Source organism: Rathayibacter sp. AY1B5, assembly GCF_002932795.1.
GTDB lineage: Bacteria > Actinomycetota > Actinomycetes > Actinomycetales > Microbacteriaceae > Rathayibacter.
Genome location: NZ_PSWM01000024.1, coordinates 44700 through 58885, shown reverse-complemented (window position 1 = coordinate 58885; position 14186 = coordinate 44700). Strand labels below are relative to the sequence as shown.

Below are 14186 nucleotides of genomic sequence, written 5' to 3'. Positions count from 1 at the left end.
GTCACCCGGACATTCTACGGAAGGGGTCCGACACAGACGCGCGGGCGGGGGCCGCTCCGGACCCACCGCCGTGCGGTCTGCAGGGGGGCGTGCAGTCTGCAGGGGATCCGAGCCGAAGGGGCGATCCTGCGAGGAGGAGGCGCCCGGGAGCGGCTCGTCCCCTGCAGATCGCACGGCGGTGGGTCCGGAGCGGCCCCCGCCCGCGCGTCTGTGTCGGACCCCTTCCGTAGAATGTCCGGGTGACATCCAGCACCCTCCGCATCGCCTCCGTCAACGTGAACGGCGTCCGCGCCGCCTACCGCAAGGGGATGGGCGACTGGCTCGCCGCCCGCGACGTCGACGTCCTGGCCCTGCAGGAGGTCCGCGCCTCCACCGACGACCTCACCGGACTGCTCGGCGACGAGTGGGACGTGCTGCACGACGAGGCGACCGCCAAGGGCCGTGCCGGAGTCGCGCTCGCCTCCCGCAAGCGCGCCACGATCCACCGCGTGACGTTCGGCGCCGACGACTTCGACTCGGCCGGACGCTGGCTCGAGGCCGACTACGAGGTCGGCGGCCGCTCGATCACCGTCGTCTCCACCTACGTCCACTCGGGCGAGGTCGGCACCCCCAAGCAGGTCGAGAAGTACCGCTTCCTCGACGCGATGGAGGCGCGCCTGCCCGAGATCCGGGCGCACAGCGAGCTCGCCGTCGTGATGGGCGACCTCAACGTCGGTCACCGCACGCTCGACATCAAGAACTGGAAGGGCAACGTCAAGAAGGCCGGCTTCCTCCCGGAGGAGCGCGCCTACTTCGACCGCTTCGTCGGCGCCGAGGGCGACCCGGACTACAACGCCGGTGCAGGACTCGGCTGGGTCGACCTCGGCCGCCGGTTCGCGGGCGAGGTGCCCGGACCCTACACGTGGTGGTCGCAGCGCGGCCAGGCGTTCGACACCGACACCGGCTGGCGCCTCGACTACCAGCTCGCCACGCCCGCGCTCGCCGACCTCGCCCGCAGCTACGAGGTCGACCGCGCCGCCTCCTACGACACCCGCTGGTCCGACCACTCCCCCGTGGTCGTCGACTACGAGCTCTGACCCTCTCCCCCGCGATCCCGACCCCTCGAGGCCACCCATGACTCCCAGCACCCCGGGCGCCAAGCCCGTCATCTTCTCCGGCATGCAGCCCTCCTCCGGGTCGCTGCACCTCGGCAACTACATCGGCGCGCTGACCCAGTGGGTCGCGATGCAGGAGGACTTCGACGCCTACTTCTGCGTCGTCGACCTGCACGCGATCACGGTCCCGCAGGATCCGCAGCAGCTCCGCGAGCGCACCCGCGCCACCGCGGCGCAGTACATCGCCGCGGGCATCGACCCCGCGCGCTCGACCCTCTTCATCCAGTCCCACGTGCCCGCCCACGCCGAGCTCGCCTGGGTCCTCAACACCCTGACCGGCTTCGGCGAGGCCAGCCGGATGACGCAGTTCAAGGACAAGTCGGCGAAGCAGGGCACGGAGGCCGCGTCGGTGGGCCTCTTCACCTACCCGATCCTGATGGCGGCCGACATCCTGCTCTACCAGACGGACGCGGTGCCGGTCGGCGAGGACCAGCGGCAGCACCTGGAGCTCACTCGCGATCTCGCGGCGCGCTTCAACTCGCGCTTCGGCGAGACCTTCGCCGTGCCGGAGCCCCACATCGTCCGCGAGACCGCGAAGATCTTCGACCTGCAGAACCCGGGCGCCAAGATGTCGAAGTCGGCGGAGTCGGATGCAGGCCTGCTCAGCGTGCTCGACGATCCGAAGGCGACCGCGAAGAAGATCATGCGCGCCGTGACCGACACCGAGTCGGAGGTGCGCTTCGACCGGACGGCGAAGCCCGGCGTCTCGAACCTCCTGACCATCTACTCCGTCCTCGCCGACCGCTCCGTCGAGTCGCTCGAGCAGGAGTACGCGGGCCGCGGCTACGGGGACCTCAAGAAGGGCCTCGTCGAGGTGGTCGCCGCCACCTTCGAGCCGATCCGCGCGCGGACCGCCGAGCTGCTCGCCGACCCGGCCGAGCTCGACCGGGTCCTCTCCCTCGCCGCCGAGCGCGCGTCCGAGACCGCGGAGCGCACGCTCGCCGCGGTCTACGACTCCCTCGGCCTCCTCCGCCGCGTCCGCTGAGCCGGCCGTGCTGCGGCTCGCGCTCTTCGACCTCGACGACACGCTCTTCGCCCATGCCCGCGCCGTGCGGGAGGGGATCGCCGCCTACGCCGTCTCGCTCGGCGACGCGTACGCCGACGAGCCGGCCGAGGTGCAGCGTCGCTGGCACCTGCTCGAGGAGGAGCACTACCACCGCTACCTCGCGGGCGAGCTCGACTACGAGGGCCAGCGGCGGGCGCGCGCCACGGACTTCGCCGCGGAGGCCGGAGTCGCGCTGACTCCCGAGGAGGCGAGCTCCTGGTTCCGCGGGTACCTCGAGCACTACGTCGCCGCCTGGACCCTTCACGACGACGCGCTGCCCGTCCTCGACCGGCTCGACGCCGCCGGGGTCCGCCTCGGCGTCATCACCAACGGTGTACTCGACTTCCAGCTGGGGAAGATCGAGGGCACGGGCCTCTCAGGGCGCTTCGAGCACGTCATCGCCTCGGGCGACGTCGGCGTCACCAAGCCGGACGCCCGGATCTTCGCCATCGCCTGCGAGCGGTTCGGCGTGTCCCCGGCGGACGCCCTCTACGTCGGCGACCGGCTCGGCACCGACGCGATCGGCGCGGCCGCTGCGGGCGTGCGCGGCGTCTGGCTCGACCGCGTCGACGGTCCCGAGCACGGGCGCGAGCTGCCGCCCGAAGCGGTCGAGCTGGGCGTGCGCCGGATCGGCTCGCTGGACGAGCTCGACGCGGTCGCGGGGCTCACGGGCTGAGCGGTCCCGGTCCGGCGTCTCGATCGGCGGCGGCACTCAGAGGGAAGGTCGCTTCGTCGAAGTGGGGACTACCCCGTGCTGATCGAGTAGCCCGCGCAGCGGGCGTAGCGAGATCCACCAGCATCAGAGCATTCGTCTGCTGCCCCGCCCTGCTGACGACGGCGGGTCCCGATACGCCCCTGCGGGGCTGATCGACCAGCGTGACGGGAGGTCGACGCGCGGTGGGCGCTGACGCGGGCCGACGGGCCGGCTGCACTACCCGCCGACGGCCTCTCGGCCCATCTGGGCGGCGGCGGTCGAGACCGCAGCAGCACGCTTCCTCCGTCGGTGCCGCAGCTCGAGGGCGAGCGCCGCGATCGCCACGACGAGGAGCACGGCGGAGGTGCACAGCGACACGATCCCGAGCGCGCTCGGCGATACGACGACCGCAGGGGCCTCGAGGACGACCCGGACGAGACCGTACAGACCGAGGACGACGAGGACGACGAGGTCGGAACGGGATCTCACGACAGCCACCGCCGTGCCGAGAGTCGTTTCTTCACCGCTGCATCATTCATACGGATATGTCTAGCATCGAGGTCGGCAGGTAGGGCCAGAGGCGCGAACCGACCTCACCCGTGCCGCGCATCGATGATCGTCGCACCCCGGACGTCGGCGTCGTGACCCTCGTGCCCGTGGCTGGTGTCGGTGGCGCGATCTGGGGCGCGCTGGTCGGCACGATCGTCCGGGCACCGCTCTTCGTGCTCTTCGCGGCCCTGGCGCCGCTCAGCGTCGTGACCTTCACGAGCGGCACCGTCCTCGAGGACGCCATGCCCCTCGCCGCGCTGTCGGCGTCCGCGCCGCCCACGGCCGCGGCCGTACTGGCGGGTCCGGCCCGGCTGCTGGCCCTCGCGCTCCTCGCGGTCGCGACGGGGCGTCGGCGCCCGCTGCTCTGACGGAGCTCCCCCGGGGCGGGTCTCGATACGCGCTGCGCGCTACTCGACCAGCATGAAAGCGGCCGCTCCTCTCGCCTGTCGATCGAGCAGCCCGCGCAGCGATCCACCCCGTGCTGATCGAGCAGCCCGCGCAGCGGGCGTATCGAGATCCACGCACGAGGGCCCACGCACTCTGCGTGCGCGGGCCCTCGTCGTTCAGCGGTGCGGTGCTACTGCACGTCCTCGTCGATCCAGTCGAAGGTCTTGGTGACGGCCTTCTTCCAGAGGCGGTACTGGCGGGCGGCCTCGTCCTGGTCCATCTGCGGGGTCCAGCGCGAGTCCTCCTGCCAGTTCTGGCGCAGGTCGTCGAGGTTCTCCCAGAAGCCGACCGCGAGACCGGCCGCGTAGGCCGCTCCGAGCGCCGTGGTCTCCGCGACGACGGGTCGGACGACCGGGACGCCGAGGATGTCGGCCTGGAACTGCATGAGCAGGTTGTTGGCGATCATGCCGCCGTCGACCTTGAGCTCCTGCAGGGGGACGCCGGAGTCGGCGTTGACCGCGTCCAGGACCTCGCGGGTCTGGAAGGCGGTCGCCTCGAGCGCGGCGCGAGCGATGTGGCCCTTGTTGACGTAGCGGGTGAGGCCGACGAGGGCTCCCCGCGCGTCCGAGCGCCAGTAGGGGGCGAACAGACCCGAGAAGGCGGGGACGAAGTACGCGCCTCCGTTGTCCTCGACCGTGGCGGCCAGTGCCTCGACCTCGGGGGCCGAGCCGATGAGCCCCAGGTTGTCGCGCAGCCACTGGATCAGCGAGCCGGAGACCGCGATCGAGCCCTCGAGCGCGTAGTGCACCTCGCCGTCGCCGAGCTTGTAGCCGATGGTCGTCAGCAGCCCGTTCTTCGAGTGGACGATCTCGGTGCCCGTGTTGAAGATCAGGAAGTTCCCGGTGCCGTAGGTGTTCTTCGCCTCGCCCGGATCGAACGCCGCCTGGCCGAAGGTCGCGGCCTGCTGGTCGCCGAGGATGCCGGCGATCGGGACCTCGCGCAGCAGCGACGAGGACTCGACGTGGCCGTAGACCTCGGAGGAGGAGCAGACCTCGGGGAGCATCGACTTCGGGACCCCGAAGGCCTCGAGGATGTCGTCGCGCCACTCGAGGGTCTCGAGGTCGAGGAACAGGGTGCGGGAGGCGTTGGTGACGTCGGTCTTGTGGACGCCGCCGTCGATGCCGCCGGTCAGGTTCCAGAGGACCCAGGTGTCCGTCGTGCCGAAGATCAGGTCGCCCGCCTCGGCCTTCTCGCGCGCACCCTCGACGTTCTCGAGGATCCAGACGATCTTGGTCCCGGAGAAGTAGGTCGCGAGCGGGAGGCCCACGATCGACTTGAAGCGGTCCGCGCCCTCGTCGCCCGCGAGGCGGTCGACGATCGACTGGGTGCGGGTGTCCTGCCAGACGATGGCGTTGTAGACGGGCTTGCCGGTCGTCCTGTCCCAGACGACAGCGGTCTCGCGCTGGTTGGTGATGCCGACGGAGGCGATGTCGTGGCGGGTCAGGTCGGCGCGGGAGAGCGCCTGGCCGATCACCTCGCGGACGTTGTTCCAGATCTCGATCGGGTCGTGCTCGACCCATCCGGCGCGCGGGAAGATCTGCTCGTGCTCCTTCTGGCCGGTGGAGACGATCGATCCCTTCTTGTCGAAGATGATCGCGCGGGACGACGTGGTCCCCTGGTCGATAGCGATGACGTAGTCAGCCATGAATGATTACTCCTTCGTAACGGGGGTGAGAGGAAGCGCGGCGGTCTAGAGGACCGGGAGCAGCACGAGCGAGGCGAGGCCCGCGAGCACACCACCGACGATCGGGCCGGCGACGGGCACCCAGGCGTAGCTCCAGTCGCTCGAGCCCTTGCCCTTGATCGGCAGCAGCGCGTGCGCGATGCGGGGGCCGAGGTCGCGGGCGGGGTTGATGGCGTAGCCGGTCGGGCCGCCGAGGGAGGCGCCGATCGCGATCACCAGGATGGCGACGGGCAGCGCACCGAGTGCGGCCAGACCGCCGTCGCCCTGACGTCCGCCGCCGAAGCCGATGACGACGAAGACGAGGACGAAGGTGCCGATGACCTCGGTGACGAAGTTCCAGCCGTACGAGCGGATCGCCGGGCCGGTCGAGAAGACGCCGAGCTTGTTGGCCGCGTCGGGCTCCTCGTCGAAGTGCTGCTTGTAGGCGAGCCAGCAGAACACGGCGCCGAGGATCGCACCGATCATCTGGGCGAGGATGTAGACGAGGATCGAGACGATGTTGACGGGCACGCCGGAACCGAACTCGGTCGCACCGCTCGCGACGAGGCCGAGGGTGACCGCGGGGTTGAGGTGCGCCCCCGAGTTGTACGAGACGATCACGCCGGCGAAGACCGCGAAGCCCCAGCCGATGTTGACCATGAGGGTTCCGCCGTTGAGACCCTTGCTCTTCACGAGCGCGACGTTGGCGACGACACCGCAGCCGAGGAGCACGAGCATGGCCGTTCCCACGACTTCGGCGAGGAAGACCACTCCGAGATTGTCCACGTTGACCTTTTCCTTTTCGTAAGACGGACGCGCACAGGCGCCCGCGGCGGGCTTCGATGCCCGACGGTGTGAAGTTATCGGCGCCCTGTCCTAGCGACAAGGAACGGCGCGTGCACGTTTGTGCGTTGTCGCGACAGAAGCCCCGGTCGAGGTGGTCCTCGGTCCGGGGCTTCCGTCGATCCGCGCCTGATCGCCGATCAGGAGGCGGGCACGGCCGTCGGGGTCTGCACCGAAGTGCCCCCGACGTCGACGCCGTTGTACTCCTTGAGGTGCGCGATGGTCGCGTCGACCTCGGACGCCCGCTTCGCGTCGTCCCAGCCCAGCACGGCGCCGGTGTGCTCGGCGAGCTCGTCGAGGAGCTCGCGGCTCAGGCCGCCCGTGAAGGCGTGGTTGGTGCGGCGCATGACCAGGTCGATCAGGTGCACCACGCTCTCGCGCTGGGCGAGGTAGCGGATCTCACCGGTGGTGAAGTCCTTGTCGAAGTCGAGCGCCTCGTCGTGTCCGTCGGCCAGGGCCTCGATGACCTCCTGCGCGCGGGTGCCGTAGCGCTCGAGCAGCTGGCCCGTCCGGGCCGAGGACAGGCCGGAGCGGTGCTGGCTGATCCACTGCGCGCGGGACGCGTCGGTGCGCGGGAAGCCCTTGCCGCCTCCGATGGGGGTCTTCACGGTCGAGACGCGACGCGTCACGCCGATCCGCTTGAAGACCTCGTTCGAGAGGTGCTCGGACAGGGCGCGGAACGTCGTCCACTTGCCGCCGACCAGGCTGAGCACGGGCGAGCCGTTGCCGGGGAGCGTCGAGGGCTCGATGCGGTAGTCGCGGGAGACGAAGCCGGGCGCCTCGTCGTCGTGGCGCGGCAGCGGGCGGATGCCGGAGAACTTGAACACGATCTGCGAGCGGTCCACGCGGATCGCCGGGAAGACGTGGTTGACGAGCTCGAAGAAGTAGTCGATCTCCTCCTCCGTGCACACCGCCGGCTTCGTGGGGTCGGCGTCGATGTCGGTCGTGCCGACCATCACGCGGCCCTTGAGCGGGTAGATGAGGACGATGCGGCCGTCGCTGTGCTCGAAGAACATCTCGCGGCCCTCGCAGGCCTCGACCAGCTCGGGGTTGTCGAGCACGATGTGGGAGCCCTTGGTGCCGCCCATGAACTTCGTGGTCGTGCCGAGGGCCGTGTTGGTGAAGTCGGTCCAAGGCCCGGAGACGTTGACGACGACGTCGGCCGCGAAGGTGAACTCCTCGCCGGACTCGCGGTCGCGCAGGACGACGCCCTTCTCGTCGGCGCCGACGGCCTCGACGTAGTTGGCCGCGCGCGCCTTCCTGCCGCCGATCAGCGCGTCGTGGAGCACGTCGAGCGCGAGGCGCTCGGGCTCGTGCACGGAGGCGTCGAAGTAGGTGGCGGTGTACTTGATCTTCGGGTCGAGCTTGGGGAGCTCGTTCAGCGAGCGCTTGCGCCCGTGGAACTGGTGGCGCGGGACCGTGCCGCCGTCGCGGGAGAAGAAGTCGTACATCGTGAGGCCGACCTTGATCAGCAGCGCGCCGCGCTCCTGCGGCTTGCCCGACTTGTGGGTCAGGAAGCGCAGCGGGGCCGCGAGGATGCCCGAGAACGTCGAGTAGATCGGGATCGTCGTCTGCAGCGGCTTCACGTAATGGGGAGCGATCTTCAGCAGGCCGTTGCGCTCGTGCACACCCTCGTTGACGAGTCGGAACTCGCCGTTCTCGAGGTAGCGGATGCCGCCGTGGATCATGTGGCTCGAGGCGCTCGAGGCACCGGAGACGTAGTCGCCCCGCTCGACGAGCGCGACGTCGACGCCGTTGAGCGCGAGCTCGCGGAACGTGCCGATGCCGTTGATGCCGCCGCCGATCACCAGGACGGTGGCGCGGGGGTTGTCGCGGAGAGCGGCGACGCTCTCACGCAGAGCGGAGTTTCCGGGAGTTCCGTCGGACTGTGCCACTTCGTACTCGCCTTCGTGTCGTAGGTGTTCCGTGGAGCCTGCGTCCATCCTCCGCCGGGCGGATGGACGATTGATTTCGCGGAGGAATACAGTCATCCTTGACCCGACAACACATCCGGTCAAGACGGGTGGAAATCCGTGCAGGGAGCGCTATGACCCCGGTGAGACCGGTCGTCGAACTCGACGAGACGACCCACGCGACCCATCCCGACAAGACGCGGGACGCGCTGCGTGCGGCACAGCTGTACTACATGCAGGATCTGACGATGGACGCGATCGCGCACGAGCTGCACACGTCGCGCTCCTCGGTCTCGCGCCTGCTCTCGCACGCCCGCGCGACCGGCCTGGTCGACATCCAGATCCGCTCCCCCCTCGACCGGGCGAGCGCCCTGTCGGCCGAGGTGAGGTCCCACTTCGACATCACGGCGCACATCGTGCCGGTGCCGGACCACACCAGCGAGATCGACCGGCTCGAACGGGTCGCCCTGTCCGCGGCGAGGATCCTCGGGCAGTTCATCGACTCGAACATGATCGTCGGCATCGCCTGGGGCTCCACGATGAGCGCGATCAGCCGCCACCTGATCGCCAAGGAGACGCACAACACGCAGATCGTGCAGCTGAACGGAGCCGGCAACACCGAGACCACGGGCATCAACTACTCGAGCGAGATCCTCCGCCGCTTCGGCGACGCCTACGCCGCGAAGGTCCAGCAGTTCCCGGTGCCGGCGTTCTTCGACGACCCGACCACCAAGCAGGCGGTGTGGCGCGAGCGCTCCACCCGTCGGGTCCTGGAGCTGCAGCAGCGGATGGACGTGGCGCTGTTCGGACTCGGGTCCCCGTTCGCGGCGGTCCCCTCGAAGGTCTACATCGGCGGCTACCTGGAGCCGAGCGACTTCACCTCGCTCAGCGGCTCCGGGGTCGTCGGCGACGTCGCGACGGTGTTCTACCGGTCCGACGGGAGCTGGGACGACATCCCCATGAACGAACGTGCAAGCGGTCCGGACCTCTCCACGGTGCGCCGCGCGTCGCGCCGGATCTGCGTCGTGTCGGGCGCCTCGAAGCTGCCGGGCCTGCGCGGCGCCCTGGCGGCCGGCCTCATCACCGACCTCATCCTCGACGAGGGCACGGCCCGCGCCCTGATCTCCGACTGACGCCCGCGGGCCCTCCCTGCGAGATGCCACTTGGGTACGCGACACGCCGAGGCGGGCGTACCGAAGTGGCATCTCGCGGAGCTCAGCCGAACAGGGCCCGCCGCACGCGGGCGACGGTCTCCTCGGGGTGGAGGAGCACGCCGGCGGAGCGCACCCGGACGACCCGGTAGCCGAGAGCCTCGATCGCCTCGGTGCGCCGGATGTCGCGCTCGTACTGCCCGCGGTCCGTGCGGTGCTGGTCGCTGTCGTACTCGACTACGACACGTCGGTCGCGGTAGACGAGGTCCACCCGCGCGACGAACCGGCCCTCGTCGTCGTACAGCTCGACGTTCAGCTCCGGCTCCGGAAGCCCGGCCCGCAGGAGCAGGAGGCGCAGCCGCGTCTCCATCGGGGACTCCGCGCCCGCCCGCACCCAGGGCACCGCCTCGCGGGCCCGCCGCCCGCCGCGGCCCCGGAACGAGACCGCACGAGAGGTCAGCGCCTCCGGGTCGATGCGCCACCCGCACCGTTCCCCCTCCTCGTCGTGCCCGACGACCGCGTCGCCGAGGACGACCAAGTCCTCGAGGGAGAGCGAGTCGGACAGGTGGCAGAACGTGGACGCCGGGTCGGCGACCGGGTAGCCCGCGTCGATCACCGTGACCGCGGGGTCCCACAGATGGTGCGAGCGGACACCGATCCGGCGCGCGGCGCGCTGGGGCGGCGCCACGGACACGTGGAGCGGCGTCGTCACGCCGGGACGCGGACCCGGGAGGCCGAGCAGGTGCGCCGCCGTGGCGTGCGAGAAGAACTCGCCAGGGCGCATGACCGCGCCGTAAGCCCGGATCCGCTCCTCGAAGGTGAGCGGCTCCACCGCCGCCCGCGCCCCTCGGAACACGACGATCGGATGCTCGGCTGCCAGACCGCGCCTCGTCGTGCCGTCCCTTGACGCCGTCACCCCGGCTTGCTCGCTGTCCATGCCCCGAGGATGTCCGACCCGCCCGACCCCTGCAGGAGTTCTCCACAGCCCCTTCGCGAGATGCCACTTGGGTACGAGACACGCCGAGGCGGGCGTACCGAAGTGGCATCTCGCGGAAGGGGAAAGGAGGCGGCGGCGGGGCGGGTCAGGACTCGCGGGCGTGCGCGTCGAGGAACTCGTAGACCTCGGCGTCGTCGATGCCGGGGAAGGTGCCCGACGGCAGCGGCGCGAGCACGTGCGCGTGCAGGCGCGCACTCGGCCAGGCGTTGCCGTCCCAGCGCGCGGCGAGCTCCGACGGGGCGCGCCGGCAGCAGGACTCGTCGGGGCAGCGGGAGAGCTCGCGGCGGTCGGTGTCGCGGCCTCGGAAGAAGCGGGCCTCGGCGAAGGGGACGCCCACGGTGATCGAGAACTCCTCCGTGGCGGTCGTCCCGGTCTGCGACGCCGACCAGAAGGTGCCCGCCGGGGTGTCGACGTACTGGTAGTACTCCGTCGTCCGGTTGGTCCGGGTGAACGCGGAGCGCGCCGACCAGTAGCGGCAGACGACCTGGCCCTCGACGGCCCCGGTCACATCGGTCGGCAGCGGCAGCCCGTCGTTCTCGTAGGCCTTCTGGATGGAGCCGTCCCCCAGCACCCGCAGGAAGTGCATCCGGATGTCGAGGTGTGAGGTGAGCAGGTTCGTGAAGCGCAGGGCGGCGGCCTCGTGGGTGACGCCGAAGCCGTCCCGGAAGTCCTCCACCGAGATGTCCCGCTCGCGCTTCGCCTCCTGGAGGAACGCGACGGCCGGCTCCAGCGGCATGAGGCAGGCGGCGGCGAAGTAGTTGATCTCGAGGCGCTGCCGGAGGAAGTCGGCGTAGGTCACCGGCCGCTCGTGCCCGAGGAGGCGGTGCGCCATCGCCTGCAGCGCGAGCGCCCTCAGGCCGTGCCCTCCCGGGATCGAGGCGGGCGGGAGGTAGATCCTGCCGTTGGCGAGGTCGATCACCGATCGCGCCGAGTGCGGCAGGTCGCCGACGTGGATGATCTCGAAGCCGAGGTGCCGGGCCATCTTCGAGACGGAGCTGTGGGTCAGTGCTCCTCCGCGGTGCCCGACGGTGCGGAGCATCTCACCCGCCACCGCCTCGATCTCGGGCAGGTAGGAGCTGCGCTCGCGCAGCTGGAGCCGCTGGGCGGTGTTGGCCCGGCGCGCCTCCTCCGGCGTGGCGCTGGCCTCGCTCCGGCGGCGGGCGAGCTCGCGGTAGACGCCGAGGAACGCCTCCAGCACGGGCGTGCTCAGCCCCTTGTTGACCTTGAACTCGGGCAGGCTGAGCGAGCGGTAGAGCGATCCCTTCTGCACGCGCGCCAGCTCGATCTCCAGCGCGGCCCGCTCGCTCGGCGGCTCGTCCGAGAGCAGCGCCGCCAGCTCGACGCCGAGCGCGGCCGCGAGGCGCTGCAGGAGGGAGAGGCGCGGCTCGCGTCGGCCCGTCTCGATCAGCGAGAGCTGGCTCCCCGACACGTCGATGCGCTCCGCGAGCTGCCCGAGGGTCAGCCCGCGCCGGGTGCGGAAGTGGCGCAGGCGCTGCCCGAGCAGCACGGCGTCGGAGCCCGGTGCGGGCGTCGAGGGATCGGACACGGCGAGCTCCAGCGATCTGTTGTGACGGAAGCGCAAAAAGACCGTTTCTTGACCGCCTGAGCGCCGGGAATACCCCTTGATCCTCCTCCATCCTGGCCTGAGGCGCCACCGAGCGCCCCTCCCGGCCCGGCCGGCCTCTCCCCGGCTGCGGCCGGCGACTCCCCACCCCCGTCGACGACGACCACCGAAAGCGGAGCCAGCATGAGCATCTACAGCAACACCGTCCGACTCGAGCCGAGCACCATGACCGCGCCGACGTCCGTCCCCGCGCCCGTCGTGCCGCCGGCGCCGCTCGCCCTCCGCCGCTGGGTGCGCGAGACCGCCGCGATCCTGAAGCCCGACGCGATCGAGTGGAGCGACGGCTCCCCCGCCGAGTGGTACCGCCTGACCGAGCGGCTCGTCGCCTCCGGCACGCTCCTCCCGCTCAACCCGGAGTGGCGGCCCGGCTCGTTCCTGGCCCGTACCGACCCGGACGACGTCGCCCGGGTCGAGGACCGCACCTTCATCTGCACTGTCGACGAGGCCGACGCGGGACCGACCAACAACTGGCGCGAGCCCGGCGCGATGAGGGCCGAGCTCGCTCCCCTCCTGGACGGAGCGATGCGCGGACGGACGATGTACGTCGTCCCGTTCTCGATGGGGCCCGTCGGCGGTCCGCTCTCGCAGCTGGGCGTCCAGGTCACCGACTCGGCCTACGCGGTGCTGAACCTGCGGATCATGGCGCGCGTGGGCTCCGAGCCGCTCGCCGCCTTCACCGAGGAGACCCCGTTCGTCCGCGGCGTGCACACCGTGGGGCTGCCCCTCCGCGACGCCGACGGCGTCACCCGCGAGGACGTCGCCTGGCCGTGCAGCCCGGTGAAGTACATCACCCAGTTCCCCGAGACGCGCGAGATCGTCTCGTACGGCTCCGGCTACGGCGGCAACGCCCTGCTGGCGAAGAAGTGCTTCGCCCTGCGCATCGCCTCGGCGATGGGGCGCGAGGAGGGCTGGCTCGCCGAGCACATGCTGCTCATCCGCATCGTCTCCCCCGAGGGCCGGCGCTACCACGTCGCAGCCGCCTTCCCGAGCGCGTGCGGCAAGACCAACCTCGCGATGATGCAGCCCGCGATCCCCGGCTGGCGGGTCGAGACACTGGGGGACGACATCACCTGGATGCGCCGCGGGACGGACGGACGCCTCTGGGCGATGAACCCGGAGACGGGCTTCTTCGGCGTCGCTCCCGGCACCGGGGAGAGCTCGAACCCGAACGCCGTGCAGACGCTCTGGGGCAACACGATCTTCACCAACGTCGCGCTCCGCGAGGACGGCGACGTGTGGTGGGAGGGCCTGACCGACGAGGTCCCTGAGCGGCTGACCGACTGGCGCGGGCAGCCGTGGACGCCGGAGTCCGGCACGCCCGCCGCGCACCCCAACTCCCGCTTCACCGCTCCGGCCGTGCAGTGCCCGTCGCTCTCCGCCGACTGGGACGCCCATGAGGGCGTGCCGCTGGACGCGATCGTCTTCGGCGGCCGACGGGCGAGCAACGTCCCGCTGGTCATGCAGGCCACCTCGTGGCAGCACGGCGTCTTCCTGGGAGCGACCGTCGCCTCCGAGAAGACCGCGGCCGCGGAGGGCACGGTCGGGGAGCTGCGCCGCGACCCCTTCGCGATGCTCCCCTTCTGCGGCTACAACATGGCCGACTACTTCGCGCACTGGCTCGCGATCGGTGCCGAGCTCGGCGATGCGGCGCCGGCCGTGTTCCAGGTCAACTGGTTCCGGAAGGACGCGGACGGCGAGTTCCTCTGGCCCGGCTTCGGCGAGAACGCGCGGGTGCTGCAGTGGCTCGTCCGCCGCCTGGAGGGGCTCGCGGAGGCGCGACGGAGCCCCCTGGGCGACCTGCCGCTCGCGATCAACACGCACGGGCTCCTGCTCTCCGCGGCCCAGAAGGAGGAGCTGTTCTCCGTCCCGGTCGAGGCGTGGCTGGAGGAGTGCGCGCTCACGGAGGAGTTCTTCGCGCGGTTCGGCGACCGCCTTCCGCCCGAGCTGACCGCCGAGCTCCAGGCCCTGCGGCTCCGGCTCCTCGCCGAGAAGCTGCCGCTGGCGGCCTGATCCCCCGAACCGAGCCGGCTGCGGCCGGACACCCCTGTGGCCCGCGGGCGGATCATCCCCCTCTCCTCGCACCCCCGCGGGTCCACTCCCCCTTCC

General features: G+C 70.9%; 12 protein-coding genes. 6 read left to right on the top strand and 6 right to left on the bottom strand.

What is annotated here, in order from left to right:
• The first annotated feature begins 239 nt into the window (after positions 1 to 239).
• From C5D44_RS14075 to C5D44_RS14065, 3 genes are read left to right on the top strand one after another with little or no spacing between them, the layout of a single operon-like run.
• Positions 240 to 1076: an exodeoxyribonuclease III gene (locus C5D44_RS14075; protein WP_104275357.1), complete on the top strand. Its 837-nt coding sequence runs from the start codon at positions 240 to 242 to the stop codon at positions 1074 to 1076.
• A gap of 37 nt (positions 1077 to 1113) precedes the next feature.
• Complete coding sequence (trpS, locus tag C5D44_RS14070) at positions 1114 to 2139, top strand: tryptophan--tRNA ligase (protein WP_104282029.1); 1026 nt, start codon at positions 1114 to 1116, stop codon at positions 2137 to 2139.
• A gap of 7 nt (positions 2140 to 2146) precedes the next feature.
• Positions 2147 to 2875 (top strand): HAD family hydrolase, encoded by a 729-nt coding sequence (locus C5D44_RS14065; RefSeq protein ID WP_104282028.1) that lies wholly within the window; start codon positions 2147 to 2149, stop codon positions 2873 to 2875.
• A gap of 255 nt (positions 2876 to 3130) precedes the next feature.
• Here the strand turns inward: C5D44_RS14065 and C5D44_RS14060 are convergent, their stop codons facing one another.
• Positions 3131 to 3382 carry a hypothetical protein gene (locus tag C5D44_RS14060; RefSeq protein WP_146082527.1) on the bottom strand — a complete coding sequence of 84 codons (252 nt, stop codon included), beginning with the start codon at positions 3380 to 3382 and terminating at the stop codon, positions 3131 to 3133.
• A gap of 167 nt (positions 3383 to 3549) precedes the next feature.
• Here C5D44_RS14060 and C5D44_RS14055 point away from each other — a divergent pair, with 167 nt between their 5' ends.
• Complete coding sequence (locus tag C5D44_RS14055) at positions 3550 to 3810, top strand: hypothetical protein (RefSeq protein WP_146088062.1); 261 nt, start codon at positions 3550 to 3552, stop codon at positions 3808 to 3810.
• A 209-nt stretch (positions 3811 to 4019) separates the two neighbouring features.
• On the opposite strand, the gene glpK is transcribed toward C5D44_RS14055, so the two are convergent.
• From glpK to C5D44_RS14040, 3 genes are all read right to left on the bottom strand, one after another.
• Entirely contained in the window at positions 4020 to 5534 is a 1515-nt protein-coding gene (glpK, locus tag C5D44_RS14050; RefSeq protein ID WP_104226427.1) for a glycerol kinase GlpK, read from the bottom strand.
• Positions 5535 to 5579: 45 nt separating this feature from the next.
• Positions 5580 to 6290 (bottom strand): MIP/aquaporin family protein, encoded by a 711-nt coding sequence (locus C5D44_RS14045; protein ID WP_374952909.1) that lies wholly within the window; start codon positions 6288 to 6290, stop codon positions 5580 to 5582.
• A 245-nt stretch (positions 6291 to 6535) separates the two neighbouring features.
• Positions 6536 to 8290 (bottom strand): glycerol-3-phosphate dehydrogenase/oxidase, encoded by a 1755-nt coding sequence (locus tag C5D44_RS14040; protein WP_258067993.1) that lies wholly within the window; start codon positions 8288 to 8290, stop codon positions 6536 to 6538.
• A gap of 152 nt (positions 8291 to 8442) precedes the next feature.
• On the opposite strand from C5D44_RS14040, the gene C5D44_RS14035 reads away from it, so the two are divergent.
• Positions 8443 to 9441: a sugar-binding transcriptional regulator gene (locus C5D44_RS14035; RefSeq protein WP_104223198.1), complete on the top strand. Its 999-nt coding sequence runs from the start codon at positions 8443 to 8445 to the stop codon at positions 9439 to 9441.
• Between the two features lie 82 nt (positions 9442 to 9523).
• On the opposite strand, the gene C5D44_RS18670 is transcribed toward C5D44_RS14035, so the two are convergent.
• Positions 9524 to 10396 (bottom strand): endonuclease domain-containing protein, encoded by an 873-nt coding sequence (locus tag C5D44_RS18670; protein ID WP_104282025.1) that lies wholly within the window; start codon positions 10394 to 10396, stop codon positions 9524 to 9526.
• Positions 10397 to 10541: 145 nt separating this feature from the next.
• Positions 10542 to 12002 (bottom strand): helix-turn-helix domain-containing protein, encoded by a 1461-nt coding sequence (locus C5D44_RS14025; RefSeq protein ID WP_104282024.1) that lies wholly within the window; start codon positions 12000 to 12002, stop codon positions 10542 to 10544.
• 243 nt (positions 12003 to 12245) lie between these two features.
• Between C5D44_RS14025 and C5D44_RS14020 the strand changes: the two genes are divergently transcribed.
• Complete coding sequence (locus C5D44_RS14020) at positions 12246 to 14090, top strand: phosphoenolpyruvate carboxykinase (GTP) (RefSeq protein WP_104282032.1); 1845 nt, start codon at positions 12246 to 12248, stop codon at positions 14088 to 14090.
• Positions 14091 to 14186 lie beyond the last annotated feature (96 nt).

Excerpts from the sequence above, each read along its gene's own strand:
- trpS (WP_104282029.1), top strand. The coding sequence starts at position 1,114 with ATGACTCCCAGCACCCCGGGCGCCAAGCCCGTCATCTTCTCCGGCATG.
- C5D44_RS14045 (WP_374952909.1), bottom strand. The coding sequence starts at position 6,290 with ATGCTCGTGCTCCTCGGCTGCGGTGTCGTCGCCAACGTCGCGCTCGTG.
- C5D44_RS14020 (WP_104282032.1), top strand. The coding sequence starts at position 12,246 with ATGACCGCGCCGACGTCCGTCCCCGCGCCCGTCGTGCCGCCGGCGCCG.
- glpK (WP_104226427.1), bottom strand. The coding sequence starts at position 5,534 with ATGGCTGACTACGTCATCGCTATCGACCAGGGGACCACGTCGTCCCGC.
- C5D44_RS14035 (WP_104223198.1), top strand. The coding sequence starts at position 8,443 with ATGACCCCGGTGAGACCGGTCGTCGAACTCGACGAGACGACCCACGCG.
- C5D44_RS18670 (WP_104282025.1), bottom strand. The coding sequence starts at position 10,396 with ATGGACAGCGAGCAAGCCGGGGTGACGGCGTCAAGGGACGGCACGACG.